Source organism: Clostridium gelidum (assembly GCF_019977655.1).
In the GTDB taxonomy this organism is placed as follows: domain Bacteria; phylum Bacillota; class Clostridia; order Clostridiales; family Clostridiaceae; genus Clostridium; species Clostridium gelidum.
Genome location: NZ_AP024849.1, coordinates 4,989,361 through 5,007,869 on the forward strand (window position 1 = coordinate 4,989,361; position 18,509 = coordinate 5,007,869).

The following is an 18,509-nucleotide window of genomic DNA, read 5'->3' on the forward strand; positions in this document are numbered from 1 at the left end:
AATTATTCAACTAGCTATTTCTTTTAATGTGCATTAATCGCAATTAAGAATTTAGTTTTTATTCCCAGCTTTGTAAACATCTTTTCATGTTCTGTTTCTACATTACCTTCAAAATCACTATTATGAAGATCATAAGTTATATATTTAATTTTAAACGCAGCATCCTTAAAATATTGTAGTGATTCTTCAAATAATTCATCATCATCTGTTTTAAAATAAATTTCCCCATTATCTTTTAGAAATATCTTATATTGATTCAACTGTCTTGTATGTGTTAGTCTTCTCTTTTTATTTTTTTCCTTAGGCCACGGATTACAAAAGTTTATGTATATTTTGCTTATTAAATCTTCTTCATTTAAGATTTCATTAATAAGTCCTATTTCTTGAGCCATTAGCTTAATATTATCTACACATTTATTTTTTTCATTATATGCTTCTTCGATATTTCTCTTGGCTAATCCTAAAACTTCATCTTTTATATCAATTGCAATATAATTAATACTAGCATTTTCAGAGCCATGCACTGCTATAAAGGTTCCTTTTCCACATCCAAGTTCTAAATATATAGGTTTATCATTTCCAAATAATTCTTTCCATTTACCTTTATATTCTTTAGGACTTATAACAAAAAAGTTGCAACTTTCAAGTTCAGGTCTCGCCCACGGTTTTTTTCTCATTCTCATGTTAATTCACTCCATCTTTTAGGCACATGAAAGAAAATAACAAGCCAATGATGCGATGTATATTTTTTGTCAGACAAGGAGATATATTCACCTCATAGCAGGCCTATTAGGTGAACATACCGACGTGGTATGACAAAAAATAGACTAGCATGCTGACTTGTTATTTTTATGAATGTGCCTTAGCATTCATAATAATTATACCTATAAAAATTTATATTGCAATTTTTATCTGCAAAATTTACAGGTATTGTAAAATACTTTGATTATTCTACAATACCTGCATTAAATTGGTGAATTTAAAGTGCTTTTGCTTTCTCTATATAATCTTTTAATATCCCACAAGTATTGTCAAATTCTTTTTGTTCTTGTTGTGTTAAATTTATTTCAATTATTCCTTCTACTCCATTTTTACCTAATATAGCCGGCACACTTGCGAACACATTCTCTTGTGCATATTCTCCTTCTAATAAAACAGAGCATGGTAAAATTCTCTTTTCATCATGGAATATTGTTTTAACTACTTCTGTTAATGCAGTTCCTATTCCAAATTCAGTAGATCCTTTTCCATTTAACACTACCCAGCCTGCATAAGCTGTTCTTTTAACTATGTCTGGTAGATCTAATTTTCCATATGTGTCTGGTTTTTCTTTAATTAAATCAAATAATGGCTTGCCTCCTATAGATACATGAGACCATGGAACCATTTGAGAATCACCATGTTCTCCCATAGAATATCCTTGTATAGATTTTTGATCTATACCTATTTCACTTGCTAATATTCTCCTAAGCCTAGATGAATCTAAAGCTGTCCCGGTTCCTATAACTCTGTTTTTAGGGAAACCTGTTCTCTTCCAAATATAATGTGCTATAACATCACACGGATTTGAAATAGACACAATTATACCTTTAAATCCTGATTTAACTATTGGATCAATTATTGTATCAACAATTTTTATTGTTGCTTCTAATGTATCCAAACGAGTTTGATCCTTCATTGGTAATGGTCCTGCGCTTATTACAACAATATCTGCATCTGTACATTCTTCAAGTGAACCCTGTCTTGTTTCAACATGGTGCGGTAAATATGCTACAGCATCACTTAAATCAACTGCTTGCGAATTAGCTTTCGCTTCATCTATATCTACCATTATAATCTCATCGCAAACACCTTGAGTTGCTAGTGCAAATCCACAATGAGATCCAACATGTCCAGCTCCTATTATCACTACTTTTCTAGTTCTTATCCCCATTTTAAAGCCCCCTTTAATTTAGTTATGAGTTCAGAGTTAACTATTAATTGTTATCTTTTTACACTTTACGACGAATCTTATTGCTACCACTTCATGAATCTCACAAAAGTTATCACATTCATATATATATAAATTACTGGCAATATATCATTTTATTATATACTATTTCTCTAAAATAATTAAGTATACTCATTCATGTTTCTTAACTTTTTATGCAAAAAAGAAACTATCTAAATAACGATAAAAACTTTATCCCTATTAAAAATAGTCTCTTTACGTATATATTTTTATTATTTATTTTTTCCCAAATAATTTTTTCTTAGGAGCATTAGCTTCATCAAATTCTTCACCTGATGCTCTCATTAATTCATATAATGCTTCTTTTTGTTCCTTATTCAATGTCTTAGGAATATCAACTACAACTTTTACATATTGATCTCCTTTTCCACTTGAATTAACTCTTTGTATACCCTTGCCCTTTAATCTAAACATTGTTCCTGATTGAGTACCTGCTGGAACATTATATTTAACATTCCCATCTACTGTAGCTACAGTTATTTCTGTACCTAAGGCAGCCTTAGCCATAGAAACATGAGTATCTATATACACATCATTTCCTTTTCTTGTGAATATTTTTGATGGCGCCACATTAATTTTCACATATAAATCTCCAGGACTTCCACCTCTTAATCCATGTTCCCCTTGTCCTCTAAGTGGCATTACATTTCCTGTATCAACACCTGCTGGTATGTTAACTTTTATATTTCTTGTCTTTCTAACATTACCTTTTCCTCTACAATGTGAGCATGGTTTTTCTATTATTTTACCAGTACCCCTACATGTATCACATGTTGATGTTGAAACAAAGCTTCCAAGAGGAGTTTGTCTTTGTACTCTTACTTGACCTGCCCCACCACAAGTTGGACAAGTTTTTGCATTAGTTCCTGGTTCAGCACCACTTCCGCTGCAGTGTTCACAATTTTCATTTCTAGTAATTGATATTTCTTTTTCAACACCAAATATAGCTTCCTCAAAAGTTAATGTCATTGCATATTCAAGGTCGCTTCCACGTGCTGGTCCATTCTTTCTTCTAGAACTTCCTCCGCCACCTCCAAAGAATGACTCGAATATATCACCAAAACCACCCATATCAAAGCCATCGAAGCCTCCGCCTCCAAAGCCTCCACTACCATCAAAAGCAGCTGATCCAAATTGGTCATACTTAGCTCTCTTTTCTGGATCTGAAAGAATTTGATAAGCCTCATTTATTTCTTTAAACTTTTCTTCGGCTTCATCATTTCCTTGATTTTTATCTGGATGATATTTTACTGCCATTTTTCTAAAGGCTCTTTTTATTTCATCATCACCTGCACCCTTTTGAAGTCCAAGTAATTCATAATAGTCTTTACTTGCCATTTGTTTATATTCACCACCTGGTTTTATTTTTTAATTTAAGTATATATAAATTCCAATTATATACTTTAGAAAAGGGAAGACGAGTTGCCTTCCCTATCCCATTATATTAGATAACTAGTGTTTAGTACAACCTATTTATCCTATTTGTCTTCATCTACCTTAAAATCTGCATCTACAACATTATCATCATGTGGTGCACTTTGAGCATTACCAGCTGATGCATTTGGATCAAATCCTGCACCTTCTGCGCCTTCTGGTTGTTGATACATCTTTGTAGCTATTGGATAGAATGCTTGGTTTACTGCTTCAATTGCAGCTTTAACAGCTTCTACATCATCGCTATCTTTAATCTTCTTAAGCTCTTCAATCTTAGCTTGAACTCCAGCTTTTTCTTCTTCTGTAGCTTTATCTCCAACTTCACTTAGTGTTTTTTCTATTTGATAGATTGTTTGATCTGCAGTGTTTGCAGTTTCAACTTTTTCTTTTCTCTTCTTATCTTCTTCTGCAAACTTCTCAGCTTCTTTTACAGCCTTATCAACTTCATCATCATTTAAGTTAGTTGAAGCTGTAATTGTGATATTAGCTTGCTTTCCAGTTCCTTTATCTAAAGCTGATACCTTAACAATACCATTAGCATCTATATCAAATGTTACTTCGATTTGAGGAATTCCTCTTGGTGCTGGAGCTATTCCTGAAAGTGTAAATTGTCCAAGTGACTTATTATCCATAGCCATTTGTCTTTCACCTTGAACTACATTGATTTCAACTGATGTTTGACTGTCTGCAGCAGTTGAGAATACTTGGCTCTTCTTTGTTGGAATAGTTGTATTTCTTTCGATTAATGGAGTAGCTATTCCACCTGCTGTTTCAATTCCAAGTGTTAATGGAGAAACATCAAGTAATACTATATCCTTAACTTCTCCTGTTAGTACTCCTGCTTGAATAGCTGCACCAACTGCAACACATTCATCTGGATTAACTCCCTTAGATGGTTCTTTTCCTGTAAAGTTCTTAACTGCATCTACTACTGCTGGAATTCTTGTTGATCCACCAACTAAGATTATTTTTTCAATATCACTTAATGAAAGTTTAGCATCAGCTAATGCTTTTTTCATTGGTTCAATTGATCTTTGAACTAAGTCACTAGTAATTTCATTAAATTTCGCTCTAGTTAAAGTTAAATCTATATGTTTTGGACCTGTTGCATCTGCTGTAATAAATGGTAAGTTTATATTTGTTTGAGTTGATGATGATAATTCAATCTTAGCTTTTTCAGCAGCTTCTTTTAATCTTTGAAGTGCCATTTTATCTTGCATTAAGTCAATTCCATTATCTGATTTAAATGTGTCTGCAATGTAGTGCATGATCTTTTCATCAAAGTCATCTCCACCAAGCTTTGTATCTCCATTAGTTGATAATACTTCGAATACACCATCTCCAAGGTCTAGAATAGATACATCGAAAGTACCTCCACCTAAGTCATAAACTAATATTTTGTGATTATTATCTGTTTTATCTAAACCATAAGCTAATGCTGCTGCTGTTGGTTCATTTATTATTCTTAAAACTTCAAGACCTGCAATTTTTCCTGCATCCTTAGTTGCTTGTCTTTGGCTATCATTAAAGTAAGCTGGTACAGTTATTACTGCTTGAGTTACTGTTTCACCTAAATAACTTTCAGCGTCTGCTTTAATTTTTTGAAGTACCATAGCTGAAATTTCTTGTGGTGAATAGTTTTTTCCATCTATATCAACTTTGTATCCAGTTCCCATGTGTCTCTTTATTGAGATAATTGTTTTGTCTGGATTTGTTATTGATTGTCTTTTTGCAACTTGACCAACTAATCTTTCGCCACCTGCTTGAAATGATACTACTGATGGAGTAGTTCTAGATCCCTCTGCATTTGCAATAACTGTTGGTTCTCCACCTTCCATAACTGCTACACATGAATTTGTAGTTCCTAAGTCAATTCCTATAATTTTTCCCATAATATATTATTCCTCCTAAAACTTTATTAATTTATTTTAATTTAAATTTTTTATTTAATTTTTTTTACATTCTATAAATTTTTAATTAGCTACTTTAACCATTGTATGTCTTATTATTTTTTCATCCTTTTTGTATCCCTTTTGGAATACTTCTGCTATTACATTTTTATCTAAGCTTTCATCTTCTATATGCATTACTGCATTGTGAACATTAGGATCAAATTCTCCAGAAGCATCTATTTCTTCAATTCCAAGCTTTGTAAATGAATCTTGACACCCTTTTATTGTCATCTCAATTCCTTTTTTCAAATCTTCTACACTTCCATCAGCTGCAATAGCTCTTTCTAAGTTATCAAGAATTGGAACAATTTCTTTTAATACATCTACATATGCATCACTATATATTCCTTCTTTTTCTTTAGTAGTTCTTTTTCTATAATTATCATATTCAGCTGTCACTCTTAAAAGTCTATCTTTAGTCGCATCTAATTCTTCTTGCAATTTCTTATTTTCCTCTTTTTGTTTTTTTACTATATTTAGTTCATCATCTTCTGTAGTCTCATCATTTTCAGAGACTTCATCACATATTTCACTAGATTCCTCGTTTTCCATTTGGTCATTATTCACAGTTCCTTGTGTTTCTTTTTCAGTTACTGCTTCATCTTTAATTTCTTCATTATTTAGTTCTTCATTTTTTATATCTTTCTTTTTTTTCATAGCTCTAAAAACACACCTCTTCTCTTTAAATCTTACATCTATATTTTTTCATTACTTAACATATTATTAAGTTCTTTTATGACTTCCGCCATAATTGTTATTACCTTTGAATAATTAATTCTTCTAGGTCCAATTAATCCAATTTTACCAATTGGTCTATCTCTAAAAGAATATTCAGCAGATATTATACTACAGTCCTTAGCTTGCTTTCTATAATTTTCATCGCCTATACTAATTGTAATATTATCCTGTGGGTTAAATAGATCCATTATAGATTTTTTATCATTAAAAAGCGATAATATTTCTTTAGCTTTATCAATGTCGTTATATTCTGCATAATTGAATATATTTGTTGTTCCTTCCATAAATACTTCTGACGAATCTGTAGAATTTAATGTCTCATACAAAACTGGTAGAATTGCATTAAATATTTCTTCATATTCTCCTAAATCTTTTTTAAGATTATTAATTACTTCTAGATTAATTTCTTCTATTGAGAGATTTACCAATCTGTTATTAATAACTTGATTTATTCTCATTAAAGTTTCAATTTTAGGAACTCCACTATTCAACTTAAGCATATGATTTTTTATAAATCCAGTATCTGTTAAAAAAACTGATACTAAATTATATTCATCAACCTTGATAAGCTGAATTGATTTAACAAAACTCTTTTTAACTGATGGCGATTCAATCACACAAGTCAATTTAGTAAGCTCTGACAACAATGCACTAGTTTGCCTTACAATTTTATCTACTTCAAGCATTGCTGAATCAATTATATATTGCTTGATTTTCAAATCTTCCTCAACTGTTAGCCTTTGACTATCCATAAGTTTATCAACATATAATCTATATCCCTTACTAGAAGGAATTCTTCCTGCAGAAGCATGAGGTTGTTCTAAGTATCCCATATCTTCAAGATCGGCCATTTCATTTCTTATAGTTGCAGAACCGATACCTAAATTATAGTTTTTAGCAATTGTTCTTGAGCCTACAGGATCTCCTGTACGAATATAGTCATTGATAATAGCTTGAAGTATTTTTATTTTTCTTCCATCAATACTCATAACTTCACCTCTTTTTGTTAGCACTCATTAACCTCGAGTGCTAATGACTATGTTTTTAATATATTATTTTTGATGTTTTTTGTCAATTCCAATTCTATTTATTATAGCTTTCTACAGGTAATAATAATTTAATTTCATCACTTTATCTCTTTATATCTCCTATTTGCTTTAATTTTCTATATTATTTATTTTCATATACAAATTTTAGATATTTATTCTAATATTTTTAGTATAAATTCTCTATGATAATATGAAGTCACTCATTACATAATTAGATATTTCCATGCCTCTAGAACTTAAGAATAGTTTATCCGAATTACAAATTAATAATTCCTTTTTTATATTTTTTTCAATTATATCTCCATAGACTTCATATATATCTTTATTAAATTTTTTCTTAAATTCATTTATTTTTATTCCTTCAATCATTCTAAGTCCCATAAACACAAATTCTTCCATGTCATCATTTATGTCATTTTCATGAATTTCTTCTATTACAGTTTCATTTTTATTAATCTTCTCTATATATTTTTCAATATCATCTATATTTTTAATCCGCTTTTCATCTACAAACGAACTAGCTGACACGCCTAATCCTAAATATTCATTACATTTCCAATAAACTTTGTTATGAAAACATTCTTTATCTATCCTTGCAAAATTAGATATTTCATATTGGTGATACCCATATTTATTTAAAATATCTTTAGTTGATAAATACATCATTCTTTCTATATCTTCATTGGGTAACTTTAATTTATCTTTTTCATATAAATTATAAAAATGTGTTCCTTCTTCAATTATTAAGCTATATGCTGATATGTGATCCGGTTCAAGCTTTGCTATTTCCGTTAATGATTCTTTCCAATCTTCAATAGTTTGATTTGGTAATCCAAACATTAAATCTATATTTATGTTGTCAAATCCTATATCTCTAGCTAAATAATAGTTGTTTCTAAATTCCTCATAACTATGTATTCTTCCAATCTCTTTTAAAATAGAGTTCTTTGTGGATTGCAACCCCATACTGATTCTATTTACATTATATTTTTTCATAATATCCAGATTTCTTTTATTCAACGTTCCCGGATTACATTCAACAGTAAATTCCAAATTTTCCTTTAAATTTAATTTATTTATAGTATCTAATAAACTTTGTAAACTTGATTCATTTAAGTAAGAAGGCGTCCCACCACCAATAAATATGCTATTTATACTATATTTTTTAGCTTTTTGTAATATTTCTTTATTTAATGCATCTACATATTCATCCATAAATTTTTCTTTTCCCGAATAAGATGGAAAATCACAATAAAGACATTTTTGTTTACAAAATGGAATATGTATATATAAAGATATTTCTCCCATTATAATCCTCCTAAAAATTCTTTTTGATAGGTATTGCGTAACATAGCTAACCCTAATGAATACTCAGGTTAATTGTACAAACTACCGAAATAACGGTCATGCTATTGCAGTTAGGCATATGAAAGAAAATAACAAGTCCAAAATTCGATGTATATTTTGCGTCAGACGAGGAAGTATGTTTACCTCATAGCGGGCTATTATGTGAACATACTGACGAAGTATGACACGAAATAGACTAGCATATTGACTTGTTATTTTTTTGATTTTGCCTTATTCCTATACAAAGAAAGAGAATACATACGTGTGGAGCAGGCATTGAAAAATGAGCTGATGGCATATCTCAATGGAAAGTTGTTCCATTTAGATATACCCAGCGAAGTTTTTCTAGTCCTGCGGAACATGTTTGTATTCTCTTTCGGAGGGCTATCGCCGCACTTTAAATAATCCGCAATATCCGCATATTGTGAACTTATTTATGCTAGTAATTTTTCTGCTTGTTCTTTTAGTAAATTAATTTTGCTTTCTGCATCAACAACTGAAAAGCCATATACATCTACGAAGTTATAGAAATAATTAGCAAAAGATATTCTTTTATCACGTTTTATCTCTAATTTTCCGCCTATTCCTTCTAAAAATTCCACTTCTTTTTCATCGTATTCTCCATCAATAAGCGCAAGACCTATTAACTCAAAATAAATAATATTTTTCTTTCTTTCAGAAGAATTTTTTAATTTTTCATATATGGAATTTAAATTTGCGTCTGGTATTTCATTTTCTTTTATACTTAGTTCCTCAAGATAATCAGTATAAAGATTCTTTTCTTCTTTTGCGAAAGTATTGTCTGAATTTGCAAGACCTTTGACCAATTGCATAAAAGCAATTCCTTCATTTTTACTTAATTCATTTAAAAACATTCAAACCCCTCCTAAATTTCTATCAACAAAAAATTATTTGTATAATACTAATTATTATTATACAAATAATTCCTTAAAATTAATATATTTTTCTTTCATACATTTATATTTTTTTATTATACTCAATTGGAATTTTGATTAATTCCCCTAATTTATATGTATGAAATACCCCATTATATTTATCTGATAGCTAGCATCCGTAACACTCCCACTTCTTAAAGTGGGAGATAACGGCTGCACGCTCCTAGATAAGTTCAACTAAGATTCAGATGGGGATCAAACCCCACCTGAATCAAGTTTCACTTGATTAATCTACCTTTAAGATTGCCATAAATGCTTCTTGTGGAACTTCAACAGATCCGACCTGTCTCATTCTCTTCTTTCCTTCTTTTTGCTTTTCTAAGAGCTTCTTCTTTCTTGAAATATCTCCACCATAACATTTAGCTAATACATCTTTTCTCATAGCCTTTACAGTTTCTCTTGCTATAATCTTACCACCAATTGCTGCTTGAATTGGAACTTCAAACATTTGCCTTGGAATTGCTTCTTTTAATTTTTCAACTATTCCTCGTCCTTTATGATATGCTCTTTCCTCTGGAACTATCATTGATAATGCATCAACTATCTCAGCATTTAATAATATATCTAACTTAACTAGTTTAGTTCTAATATATCCTTTTAATTCATAATCTAAAGATGCATATCCTTTAGTTCTAGATTTTAGAGTGTCAAAGAAATCATATATTATTTCATTTAGTGGAATATCATATTTTACAACTGCTCTAGTTTCTTCTACATATTCCATATCAATATATACGCCTCTTCGGTCTTGGCACAATTCCATAACCGATCCAACATAATCTTTCGGAGTAATTATAGATGCCTTAACCACTGGTTCTTCCATATAATCCACTTCAGTTAAAGGTGGTAGATTAGTTGGATTTGTTATTTCTAATATTTCACCATCTGTTTTGATTACTTTATATATAACTGATGGTGCAGTTGTAATTATATCTAAATTAAACTCTCTTTCAACTCTCTCTTGAATTATTTCCATGTGCAATAATCCTAAGAATCCACATCTAAATCCAAACCCTAAGGCCATCGATGTTTCTGGTTCAAAGTTTAATGCTGCATCATTTATTTGCAATTTTTCTAGAGCTTCTCTTAATTCATCATACTTTGCTCCATCCACTGGAAATATTCCCGAATAGACCATTGGTATAGCAGGTTTGTAACCTACAAGTGCCTTTTGTGTTGGTCTATTAGCTTCTGTTATTGTATCGCCAACTCTAGCATCTCTAACATTTTTAATTGACGCTGTTACATATCCAACATCTCCTGCTATTAATTCATCAATTGGAAGTACTCCAGGAGTAAATACACCTACTTCTGTAACCTCATAAAATTTATTAGTCGCCATAAGCTTAATTTTGCTTCCAATTTTTACTTTTCCATCCATTACTCTTACTATGCACACAACACCCTTATAGCTATCATAATATGAATCGAAAATTAATGCCTTTAAAGGTGCTTCTTCGTCCCCATCTGGTGACGGTATGTTCTTAACAATATATTCTAGCACATCGCCTATATTAAGTCCTGTCTTGGCAGATATCATTGGTGCTTCTGATGCGTCTATTCCTATTACATCTTCAATTTCTTTTTTAATTTCTTCTGGTCTTGCAGATGGTAAATCAATCTTATTTATTACTGGTGCAATTTCCAAATTATTATCTAATGCCAAATAGCAATTAGCTAAAGTTTGAGCTTGAACACCTTGCGTTGCATCAACAACTAATATAGCACCTTCACAGGCTGCTAAACTTCTTGACACTTCATAATTAAAATCCACATGCCCTGGAGTATCAATTAAATTAAAAATATATTCTTCACCATTATCTCTTTTATATATAAGTCTCGCTGCTTGAGACTTTATTGTAATTCCTCTTTCTTTTTCTATATCCATATTATCTAGAACTTGTTCTTCCATTTCCCTTTTAGTTAAGGTCCCTGTAGTTTCAAGTAATCTATCAGCAAGGGTTGACTTACCATGATCAATATGTGCTACTATTGAAAAATTTCTTATATGTTCTTGTCTTACACTTTTCATACGCATAACTACCTTCTAACCTTAAGGCAGTTCATTCACCCCCGTTATAATTAAATCAGCTAAATTATAACATACATCCATTTAAAAAGGCTACAAGAAAATCTACTTGCAAACTTTTCTATGATAATTACATATAAGTTTATCTGCTAGCTCCTAGATAAGTTCAACTAAGATTAACTTAATTTCATAATTCCTTTATGCTATAAGTTCTCAATTGTGTTTTACACTTTTTCATATATGTATATTATTAAAAATTCCTTGTATTTTTTTTATAAAATCAGATTCATTTCTTATTTTAAAATTACTATCCCCTAGTCTAACCAATATGTCTTTTTCTGATTCTTTATAAATTTTTAAAAATGAATTATCTTTTATGAAATTTGAAAAATCTTCTCCAAATTTTTCACTTACAAGTTTATAATTTTCATTTGTATTCCCAAGAGGTGATAATGCTTTAGTATTAATCACATCAATTTTAATAATTCCAACTAAGACCGAAAATAAAATTAAAATTGCTGGTACTACTTTTTTAAATATGTAACCCTTAAAAATATTCTTCAATAAATAAACACCCTTTTCAATTAGTTGATTTATTTTTTAACTATCCCTAAAACTTTCTTTATTTTTTCTATTTACATTCTTTCCATATTTATAAAGTATTATTCATTAATCTAAATTATTATGTTATCGATGCATATTTACAGGTAATTTTCTACTGTATCACTATGTTACGTATTGTTTTATAATATCTAACTAAATGCTTTGGATTTTTATATGTGTAAAAATTCTGATTGTGTTATTGAACTTTTTTTATTGGTGCATATTATTTGAGAATATATATACTATTTTCAATACTTAAGAGTCTATCAAAACAGAGAAATTGGATACATGTTTGTTAAATCGGCATTAGAAAATAAGCTGTTGAAGCCTCTTAATGGCAGGTTGTTCCATTTATTGCTTGTCCTAAGCTCGTCTTAGGATCATGCAGAAATGGGTGCAACCTGCCATTTAGAAGCTTCCAGCGAACTTTTCTTAGTCCGATGGAACACACATGTATCCAATTTCGGAGGATTATACGCATAAGTGCAATTTTCACCCTTGGTATCTATTTATTTATAATTTCTGCAATTACTCTGGCCATACATTCTGCCGTAACTTTTGATTCTTGTGGGGTATTTTTATTGGCACCTATTTCAAAAAGCAAGCATCCATCGCTCTTACTTTGATTAAATGCCTTAATCCCCCTAGGATAAGTAAATATTTTTATAGGCAAACTTGGAAATAATTCACCTGTTTTATTAAATATTTTTTCTGTAAGCGCTTTATTTTTAGGATATCTTGTACTATTTTCAGCATTAACAAACATTATTTTAGATGCACTCATACCATAAATTTCTGTTGTTGTTGCAGCTTTATTTTCCAATGAATCTCTATGCAAGTCTATAATCATTTTAAAATCCCCATATTCTTTCAAGTACTTGTCAACTGTTTCTCCAGATCTTGTATAACTATCATTATAAGAAATACAGTGATCTGTTTTATCATGTATTACCGAGATTCCATAATTCCCCTCAAGTTCATTTGCAAGAACATCTCCAACTCCCACAACATTTATATTTTCATCCGAGCTTTCTGATTCAGTGCCATAACTTTCAGTTGTATGAGTGTGGTATATCAATATTTCTGGCTTTGACTTATTTATTTCCTTTTTCAAACTTGGATTGTAAATTTGTGTATTTTTACTATCATTATTTACAGGCAACTTAGAAATACTATCTTCACTTACTTGGAACGGATTAAAGGTAAACACTGATTTAGTGTCCGTATCATCTATATCATAAAAAAAGCTATTTTCATTTTGTATTATTCCTCTATAGCTAAAATTGTTTAAACCTAATACTTCAAAGCAAACATTCCTTAGCGAAAGCTTATTTTCAGCATAAGTCCCTTCATCATAAACTTGAGATTGTATTATTGGCATTCCTAAATTTAATAATTGAACATAAGCAAAGGCTCCTCTTTCTCTATTATTTTTTAGAATATTACCAAGTCTTATAAAAAAAATACTTAAAAACAAAATGAGAACTACTATACCTATATTTATATTCGGTTTTACTTTTATTTTTTTATTTATGCTATTTCTTCTTTCTCCTCTGCTCATATATATCACCATTCTCCCCCCTTGTACTCTTTTATAATTATATTAATAAATTTACATAATTATTCTAATTAAATTGGGAGTAGAAAATGAAGATTAACAGTATTCTAAATATAAATAGTAAATGCACCAAGACGAGCTTAGTGCATTTACTATTATTTATTTATTTGTTTATTATTTAAGTCCTTGTTCATAGCTTTCTACCATATGTTTAACCATGTTTCCACCAACACTTCCATTTTGTCTTGAAGAAAGGTTTCCTTTATCAACGTTTTCATAATCACTTAATCCAACTTCAGATGCAACCTCAGTTTTTAATCTGTTTAAACCTTGTCTTGCTTCTGGTACTAAAGTTCTGTTACTTCCACTATTGTTTGAAGCCATATAAATCTACCTCCTCAAAATCTTATTATTTATTATCTACCGGCATTAATATATTAACCACTATTCAAAATTATAATCTATTTAAATGCTGACAAAGGTAGAATTAATAGCTTGTATTAGATAACTTTAGATATTTTTCCTTTATAGTTCTTTATAGTTTCTCTATATGTAAGCTATTTCAACCCATAAATTTATTAATTTCCTCCATATTCATGTTAGGTTGCACAGCCATATTTATTCCATTGGCTATTATTTTTGATAAAGAATTAATAACTAAATCAATATCTTTTGGTGTAACTATCATGTCTGTACTAACTTGTGATGATAATACTTCCTTAATAAGATTCTCCTTTTCATTTTTATCTAAAGATTTTAGCATTTTATAAAAATCAGTTCCACTTGAGGAATTGCTTATTAGTGAATCTACAACTAAATCTATAGTATCATTAGCAATTGTAATTGCATCTACAACTGTTGGTACTCCTATAGCAATAACTTTAACACCCAAGTTTTCTTCATTTATCTGCTTTCTATTATTTCCAACTCCAGCACCCGGAGCTATTCCTGTATCTCCAATTTGGATTGTTGTATTTACTCTTTGAACCCGTCTTGCAGCTAATGCATCTATGCATATTACTAAATCTGGTTTTATTTTTTCCACAACACCCTTAATTATTTCCACAGTTTCAATACCTGTAACTCCTAGTACTCCAGGGGATATTGAACAAACTGGTCTAACAGAGTCATCAATTACTTCAGGCATTACTGCACTTAAATGTCTTGTTACCATTATTTTTTCTGTAACTTTTGGACCTAATGCATCTGGAGTTACCTGCCAATTTCCAAGACCTACAATTAAAGCAGTTTTTTCAGTGTCAATTTTTATTAATCTTCCTAAAATTTCTGATACTACTTCTGAAACTCTATTCATAGTTTCTCCATCATAAATAGTAAAATCAGGAATATCTATAGTTATATAATTCCCTTTTGGTTTTCCAATTTTTTTAGATCCTTCTTCATTTTTTACTTTTACTGTAGTTACCTTAATATCTTTTTCACTTTCTTCAATAACTTCTATTCCATCAATATCACCCTCGTCCTTATGGTTTGCTTTATAGATTTCCCTTGCTTCAAGTACTAGGTCTGTTCTAACATTTATCATATAAACACCTCTTTATATATTTAGTCAGTCTTATTTTTCCTTTTTCTTTGAATTTAATACTTGAATTACATAACTTCTGATGCTATAATAAGGTTTGTTGAATATGAACTCGTACGCAGATTTCCCCAAAAACTGCAGAGACCCTATAAAAATTTAAGGGGGGTGAATTAAGAATGGCAAATATCCAATCAGCAAAAAAGAGAATTAAAGTTACTGAAACTAAGACTTTAAAGAACAGAATGGTTAAGTCTGCTTTAAAGACTGTTATAAAGAAATTTGAAGCTGCTGTAGAAGCTAAGAATAACGAAGAAGCTACAACTTTATATACATCAGTTGTTAAGTCATTAGATATGGCGACTACTAAGGGAGTTGTTCATAAGAACATGGCTGCTAGAAAGAAATCAAGATTAGCTACAAAGTTACACGCTATGGCATAATCTTAAAAACCCATCTATCACTAGATGGGTTATTTTTTTGCGCAAAATCCTTAGTTTATTTCTTCACTGTAAGAGTATTTATAAGGAGAAATTCCATTTCCATATTCTTATCTATTCCTGTGGATTTTAATTTTGTTTCTGTTTTAACACAAATTTTAATTAACTCCATTAACTGTTTTTCAGTAAATCTATTGGTTTGGGTCATTAATTTTTCACATACAAACTGCGGTAATCTATATTCTGATATAATATCTTCCAATCTTTTCCCTTTACTAATTTTAATTTTTATTTCATATAATCTTAAAAAATGTTTTTCAATTGCACTTATTATAAGCATATGTTGGTCTGATTTATACAGAATTTCTTTCATTATGTCTATAGCCTTATCAATCTTTCTTGTAGCTATCAACTCTATTAAATCAAAAATATCATCTTCATTTGAATTTAAAATAAGTAAATTAATATCATCTTTCTTTATTTCTCTACCTTCACAATATGATATAAGCTTATCAGCTTCTCTTTTTATAATGTCAAAATTACTTTGTACTTTCTCGCAAAAATACATTAATTCAACTTTCCCAATTTGCTTTCCTTTTTCCTTAAATACCTCAGAAACCTTTTTTAAATATTTATCCCTTTTTAGCTTATCACAATATACTACATGTAAAAACTTACCTGTAGTATTTAATTTTTTGTTTTTGTTAGGTTTATCCCTCTTATCATTTAACAAGTAATACATTATCAAAATAGTATCTGGAGGCAAGTTCTCAACATATTTCTTAATATCATTATATATTTTAGTACCTGTCGAATCACTTTTTTCATGCAAAAAATTTGCTCTATAAATAACAACAACTTTCTTAGCACTCATAAAAGGCATTGTTTCACAGGCATTCATAATATCATCAAAACTTGTATTCATTCCATCTATTCTGATTAAATTAAGCTCTTTAAATTCTTCTGATACTTCTCTTTTAATAATTAGACTTATCCCATCTTTAATAAGTTCTTCATCTAATCCGCAAAATATATATCCATTCTTCACATTACCTTTTTCAATTTCTTGTTCATAAACTTCATAATTAATCAATTTTATTTTCCTCTCGCATAACAAATAAATTATTGATGCAATGTACAATTGCAACCTATGAGTAGACTTCTATTGCTTTACCATTTATTATAAATATCTTTTTAGTAAGTCCATCTTTAAAATTTATTATATCATATTCACTTGACTCCTTGCCACTTACCATTTTTAATAAATATTTTTCTTTTGAAGTCTCTAAGATATAATTTTTTCCCTGTAATTTAACATTATAAATTCCATCTATATTAATTACTCTTCCTTGTCTATAAGATTGTGTTGCCATTGTAATTTCTGAAAGTCTTTTCCAATCAATTTGATTTTTATTAGCAATAAGAACTCTTTGATTTCTATAACTAACTAAAATAGCTCCTTCTTTATAATATTTTATATTAAGAATCGGACTATATATTTGAAATGTTATTGCTAAAATAGATATAAGTGGAAGATAAATAAATTTCTTATAACCTTTCCGAACAAAATAAAAACTTAGCATTAAAAATAAATAAAAAAATACTACATACTCATTTCCATAAAACATAGGCAATGAAATTTTATCAATAATATTTAACATCCAATCAAATACTTTTATTATATTTAAATTTAAATAACAACAAAAATCAAATAGTTTAGGAAATACATATGTAAGTGCTAATATGTTTCCAGTAATAACTATAAGATCTACAAATGGAACTAAAAATAAGTTACCAATAATAAAGTTTACAGAAAAATCTTTAAATATTAAAATCAAATATGGCACTGTAAAAATTTGAGCACTTAATGTTAAGCTTAGTGATTGCCTGAGCTTTACATGCAATTTATATAATATATTATTAAATTTATTATTAAACATTATTATTCCAAGTGTAGCTAAATATGATAAATGAAGAGATATACTGAAAATACTATAAGGCTGATAAATTATTAAAATCATAGCTGAAAAACATAGTGCTGAGATTGAACTATTATTCCTTTTCAATATATGTCCCACTTCTACTGAAGAAAGCATTAAAAATGCTCTTATACTTGAATAATTACTTCCTGTGAATATAACATATATCATTGTAGCCAAAAGTCCTGCCTTACCTCCCATAAAAATTCTTAAAAATCCATATACTATAGCTACATGCAATCCTGAAACACTTATGCTATGTATGACTCCAAAGTTTTTCATATCGTCTTTATCTTCTTCATCTAAATAATCAGAATATCCAAAAGCAATTGAGGCTATTAACCCTGCTTTTCGTTTGCCTAAGTTTTCTTCTAAATTATTATATATCTTTCTTTTAAACTCATAAAGTTTAGTTATAAAATCTCCATTAGCTTTATTTATTGCTTTTGGCTCAACTTCTCCAACTATTCCATTAATCTTATCTTGTATATTTTTAACGTTCCCTGTAACTTCATATTTTTCCCCAACATTTAAATTCTTTTTATCAGTTTTTAATATAATATTTTTCCCTTCATAATTTCCCATAATACCGTAATTATTCATTTTCAATATTCTTACTTCACCACTTATTTCATTTCCAATTCTATAATATGAAAAATTTATAAGAATTCCAATAGTGAAAAACATAATCATAATACAGGTAAAACTTATTCCACAGTAATAAAATAAAGAAAGAAAAAAGAAGACCACAATAAATATTGCAAGCCCTCTAATTTCTTGATTTATTCCATAAGAAATACAACTAATTGCTAGTGTTAAAAAAATATATACTACAGGATTTCCTACTTCCTCTATTTTTTTAGAAAACATAAA

At 29.4% G+C, this 18,509-nt stretch carries 16 protein-coding genes; 1 reads left to right on the top strand and 15 read right to left on the bottom strand.

Annotated elements, in window-relative coordinates; all coding sequences use genetic code 11:
- Nucleotides 1-23: 23 nt before the first annotated feature.
- The 13 genes from trmB to gpr all read right to left on the bottom strand — a co-directional run bounded on the left by trmB (nucleotide 24) and on the right by gpr (nucleotide 15,223).
- The gene (gene trmB, locus psyc5s11_RS23030) at nucleotides 24-683 is read right to left on the bottom strand and encodes a tRNA (guanosine(46)-N7)-methyltransferase TrmB (RefSeq protein WP_224034799.1); all 660 of its coding nucleotides are present in this window, start codon (nucleotides 681-683) and stop codon (nucleotides 24-26) included.
- A 296-nt stretch (nucleotides 684-979) separates the two neighbouring features.
- Nucleotides 980-1,933, bottom strand: a complete 954-nt coding sequence (locus tag psyc5s11_RS23035) for an L-lactate dehydrogenase (protein ID WP_224034800.1) — start codon at nucleotides 1,931-1,933, stop codon at nucleotides 980-982.
- Nucleotides 1,934-2,227: 294 nt separating this feature from the next.
- Nucleotides 2,228-3,349 (bottom strand): molecular chaperone DnaJ, encoded by a 1,122-nt coding sequence (gene dnaJ, locus psyc5s11_RS23040; protein WP_224034801.1) that lies wholly within the window; start codon nucleotides 3,347-3,349, stop codon nucleotides 2,228-2,230.
- Between the two features lie 140 nt (nucleotides 3,350-3,489).
- Nucleotides 3,490-5,337, bottom strand: coding sequence for a molecular chaperone DnaK (dnaK, locus tag psyc5s11_RS23045; protein WP_224034802.1), 1,848 nt, complete (start codon nucleotides 5,335-5,337; stop codon nucleotides 3,490-3,492).
- A gap of 81 nt (nucleotides 5,338-5,418) precedes the next feature.
- On the bottom strand, nucleotides 5,419-6,054 hold the full coding sequence (gene grpE / locus psyc5s11_RS23050) for a nucleotide exchange factor GrpE (protein ID WP_224034803.1): 636 nt from the start codon (nucleotides 6,052-6,054) through the stop codon (nucleotides 5,419-5,421).
- A 38-nt stretch (nucleotides 6,055-6,092) separates the two neighbouring features.
- The gene (gene hrcA / locus psyc5s11_RS23055; RefSeq protein WP_224034804.1) at nucleotides 6,093-7,124 is read right to left on the bottom strand and encodes a heat-inducible transcriptional repressor HrcA; all 1,032 of its coding nucleotides are present in this window, start codon (nucleotides 7,122-7,124) and stop codon (nucleotides 6,093-6,095) included.
- Nucleotides 7,125-7,364: 240 nt separating this feature from the next.
- On the bottom strand, nucleotides 7,365-8,492 hold the full coding sequence (gene hemW, locus psyc5s11_RS23060) for a radical SAM family heme chaperone HemW (protein ID WP_224034805.1): 1,128 nt from the start codon (nucleotides 8,490-8,492) through the stop codon (nucleotides 7,365-7,367).
- Between the two features lie 473 nt (nucleotides 8,493-8,965).
- Nucleotides 8,966-9,406 carry a hypothetical protein gene (locus psyc5s11_RS23065; protein ID WP_224034806.1) on the bottom strand — a complete coding sequence of 147 codons (441 nt, stop codon included), beginning with the start codon at nucleotides 9,404-9,406 and terminating at the stop codon, nucleotides 8,966-8,968.
- A gap of 307 nt (nucleotides 9,407-9,713) precedes the next feature.
- Nucleotides 9,714-11,519 carry a translation elongation factor 4 gene (gene lepA, locus psyc5s11_RS23070; RefSeq protein ID WP_224038254.1) on the bottom strand — a complete coding sequence of 602 codons (1,806 nt, stop codon included), beginning with the start codon at nucleotides 11,517-11,519 and terminating at the stop codon, nucleotides 9,714-9,716.
- Between the two features lie 231 nt (nucleotides 11,520-11,750).
- On the bottom strand, nucleotides 11,751-12,080 hold the full coding sequence (locus psyc5s11_RS23075) for a hypothetical protein (RefSeq protein WP_224034807.1): 330 nt from the start codon (nucleotides 12,078-12,080) through the stop codon (nucleotides 11,751-11,753).
- Nucleotides 12,081-12,624: 544 nt separating this feature from the next.
- Entirely contained in the window at nucleotides 12,625-13,689 is a 1,065-nt protein-coding gene (locus tag psyc5s11_RS23080) for a stage II sporulation protein P (protein ID WP_224038255.1), read from the bottom strand.
- A gap of 162 nt (nucleotides 13,690-13,851) precedes the next feature.
- Nucleotides 13,852-14,061 carry an alpha/beta-type small acid-soluble spore protein gene (locus tag psyc5s11_RS23085; RefSeq protein ID WP_224034808.1) on the bottom strand — a complete coding sequence of 70 codons (210 nt, stop codon included), beginning with the start codon at nucleotides 14,059-14,061 and terminating at the stop codon, nucleotides 13,852-13,854.
- Nucleotides 14,062-14,239: 178 nt separating this feature from the next.
- On the bottom strand, nucleotides 14,240-15,223 hold the full coding sequence (gene gpr, locus psyc5s11_RS23090) for a GPR endopeptidase (protein ID WP_224034809.1): 984 nt from the start codon (nucleotides 15,221-15,223) through the stop codon (nucleotides 14,240-14,242).
- A 173-nt stretch (nucleotides 15,224-15,396) separates the two neighbouring features.
- Here gpr and rpsT point away from each other — a divergent pair, with 173 nt between their 5' ends.
- Nucleotides 15,397-15,660 (top strand): 30S ribosomal protein S20, encoded by a 264-nt coding sequence (rpsT, locus tag psyc5s11_RS23095; RefSeq protein ID WP_224034810.1) that lies wholly within the window; start codon nucleotides 15,397-15,399, stop codon nucleotides 15,658-15,660.
- Between the two features lie 55 nt (nucleotides 15,661-15,715).
- Here the strand turns inward: rpsT and holA are convergent, their stop codons facing one another.
- Both holA and psyc5s11_RS23105 read right to left on the bottom strand, forming a co-directional pair.
- Entirely contained in the window at nucleotides 15,716-16,750 is a 1,035-nt protein-coding gene (gene holA, locus psyc5s11_RS23100) for a DNA polymerase III subunit delta (RefSeq protein ID WP_224034811.1), read from the bottom strand.
- A gap of 55 nt (nucleotides 16,751-16,805) precedes the next feature.
- Complete coding sequence (locus psyc5s11_RS23105) at nucleotides 16,806-18,506, bottom strand: ComEC/Rec2 family competence protein (RefSeq protein ID WP_224034812.1); 1,701 nt, start codon at nucleotides 18,504-18,506, stop codon at nucleotides 16,806-16,808.
- Between the last annotated feature and the right edge of the window lie 3 nt (nucleotides 18,507-18,509).

Bases quoted from the DNA above. Each gene is read 5' to 3' on its own strand.
- trmB (WP_224034799.1), bottom strand. From the start codon at position 683: ATGAGAATGAGAAAAAAACCGTGGGCGAGACCTGAACTTGAAAGTTGC.
- psyc5s11_RS23035 (WP_224034800.1), bottom strand. From the start codon at position 1,933: ATGGGGATAAGAACTAGAAAAGTAGTGATAATAGGAGCTGGACATGTT.
- dnaJ (WP_224034801.1), bottom strand. From the start codon at position 3,349: ATGGCAAGTAAAGACTATTATGAATTACTTGGACTTCAAAAGGGTGCA.
- dnaK (WP_224034802.1), bottom strand. From the start codon at position 5,337: ATGGGAAAAATTATAGGAATTGACTTAGGAACTACAAATTCATGTGTA.
- grpE (WP_224034803.1), bottom strand. From the start codon at position 6,054: ATGAAAAAAAAGAAAGATATAAAAAATGAAGAACTAAATAATGAAGAA.
- hrcA (WP_224034804.1), bottom strand. From the start codon at position 7,124: ATGAGTATTGATGGAAGAAAAATAAAAATACTTCAAGCTATTATCAAT.
- hemW (WP_224034805.1), bottom strand. From the start codon at position 8,492: ATGGGAGAAATATCTTTATATATACATATTCCATTTTGTAAACAAAAA.
- psyc5s11_RS23065 (WP_224034806.1), bottom strand. From the start codon at position 9,406: ATGTTTTTAAATGAATTAAGTAAAAATGAAGGAATTGCTTTTATGCAA.
- lepA (WP_224038254.1), bottom strand. From the start codon at position 11,519: ATGAAAAGTGTAAGACAAGAACATATAAGAAATTTTTCAATAGTAGCA.
- psyc5s11_RS23085 (WP_224034808.1), bottom strand. From the start codon at position 14,061: ATGGCTTCAAACAATAGTGGAAGTAACAGAACTTTAGTACCAGAAGCA.
- gpr (WP_224034809.1), bottom strand. From the start codon at position 15,223: ATGATAAATGTTAGAACAGACCTAGTACTTGAAGCAAGGGAAATCTAT.
- rpsT (WP_224034810.1), top strand. From the start codon at position 15,397: ATGGCAAATATCCAATCAGCAAAAAAGAGAATTAAAGTTACTGAAACT.
- psyc5s11_RS23105 (WP_224034812.1), bottom strand. From the start codon at position 18,506: ATGTTTTCTAAAAAAATAGAGGAAGTAGGAAATCCTGTAGTATATATT.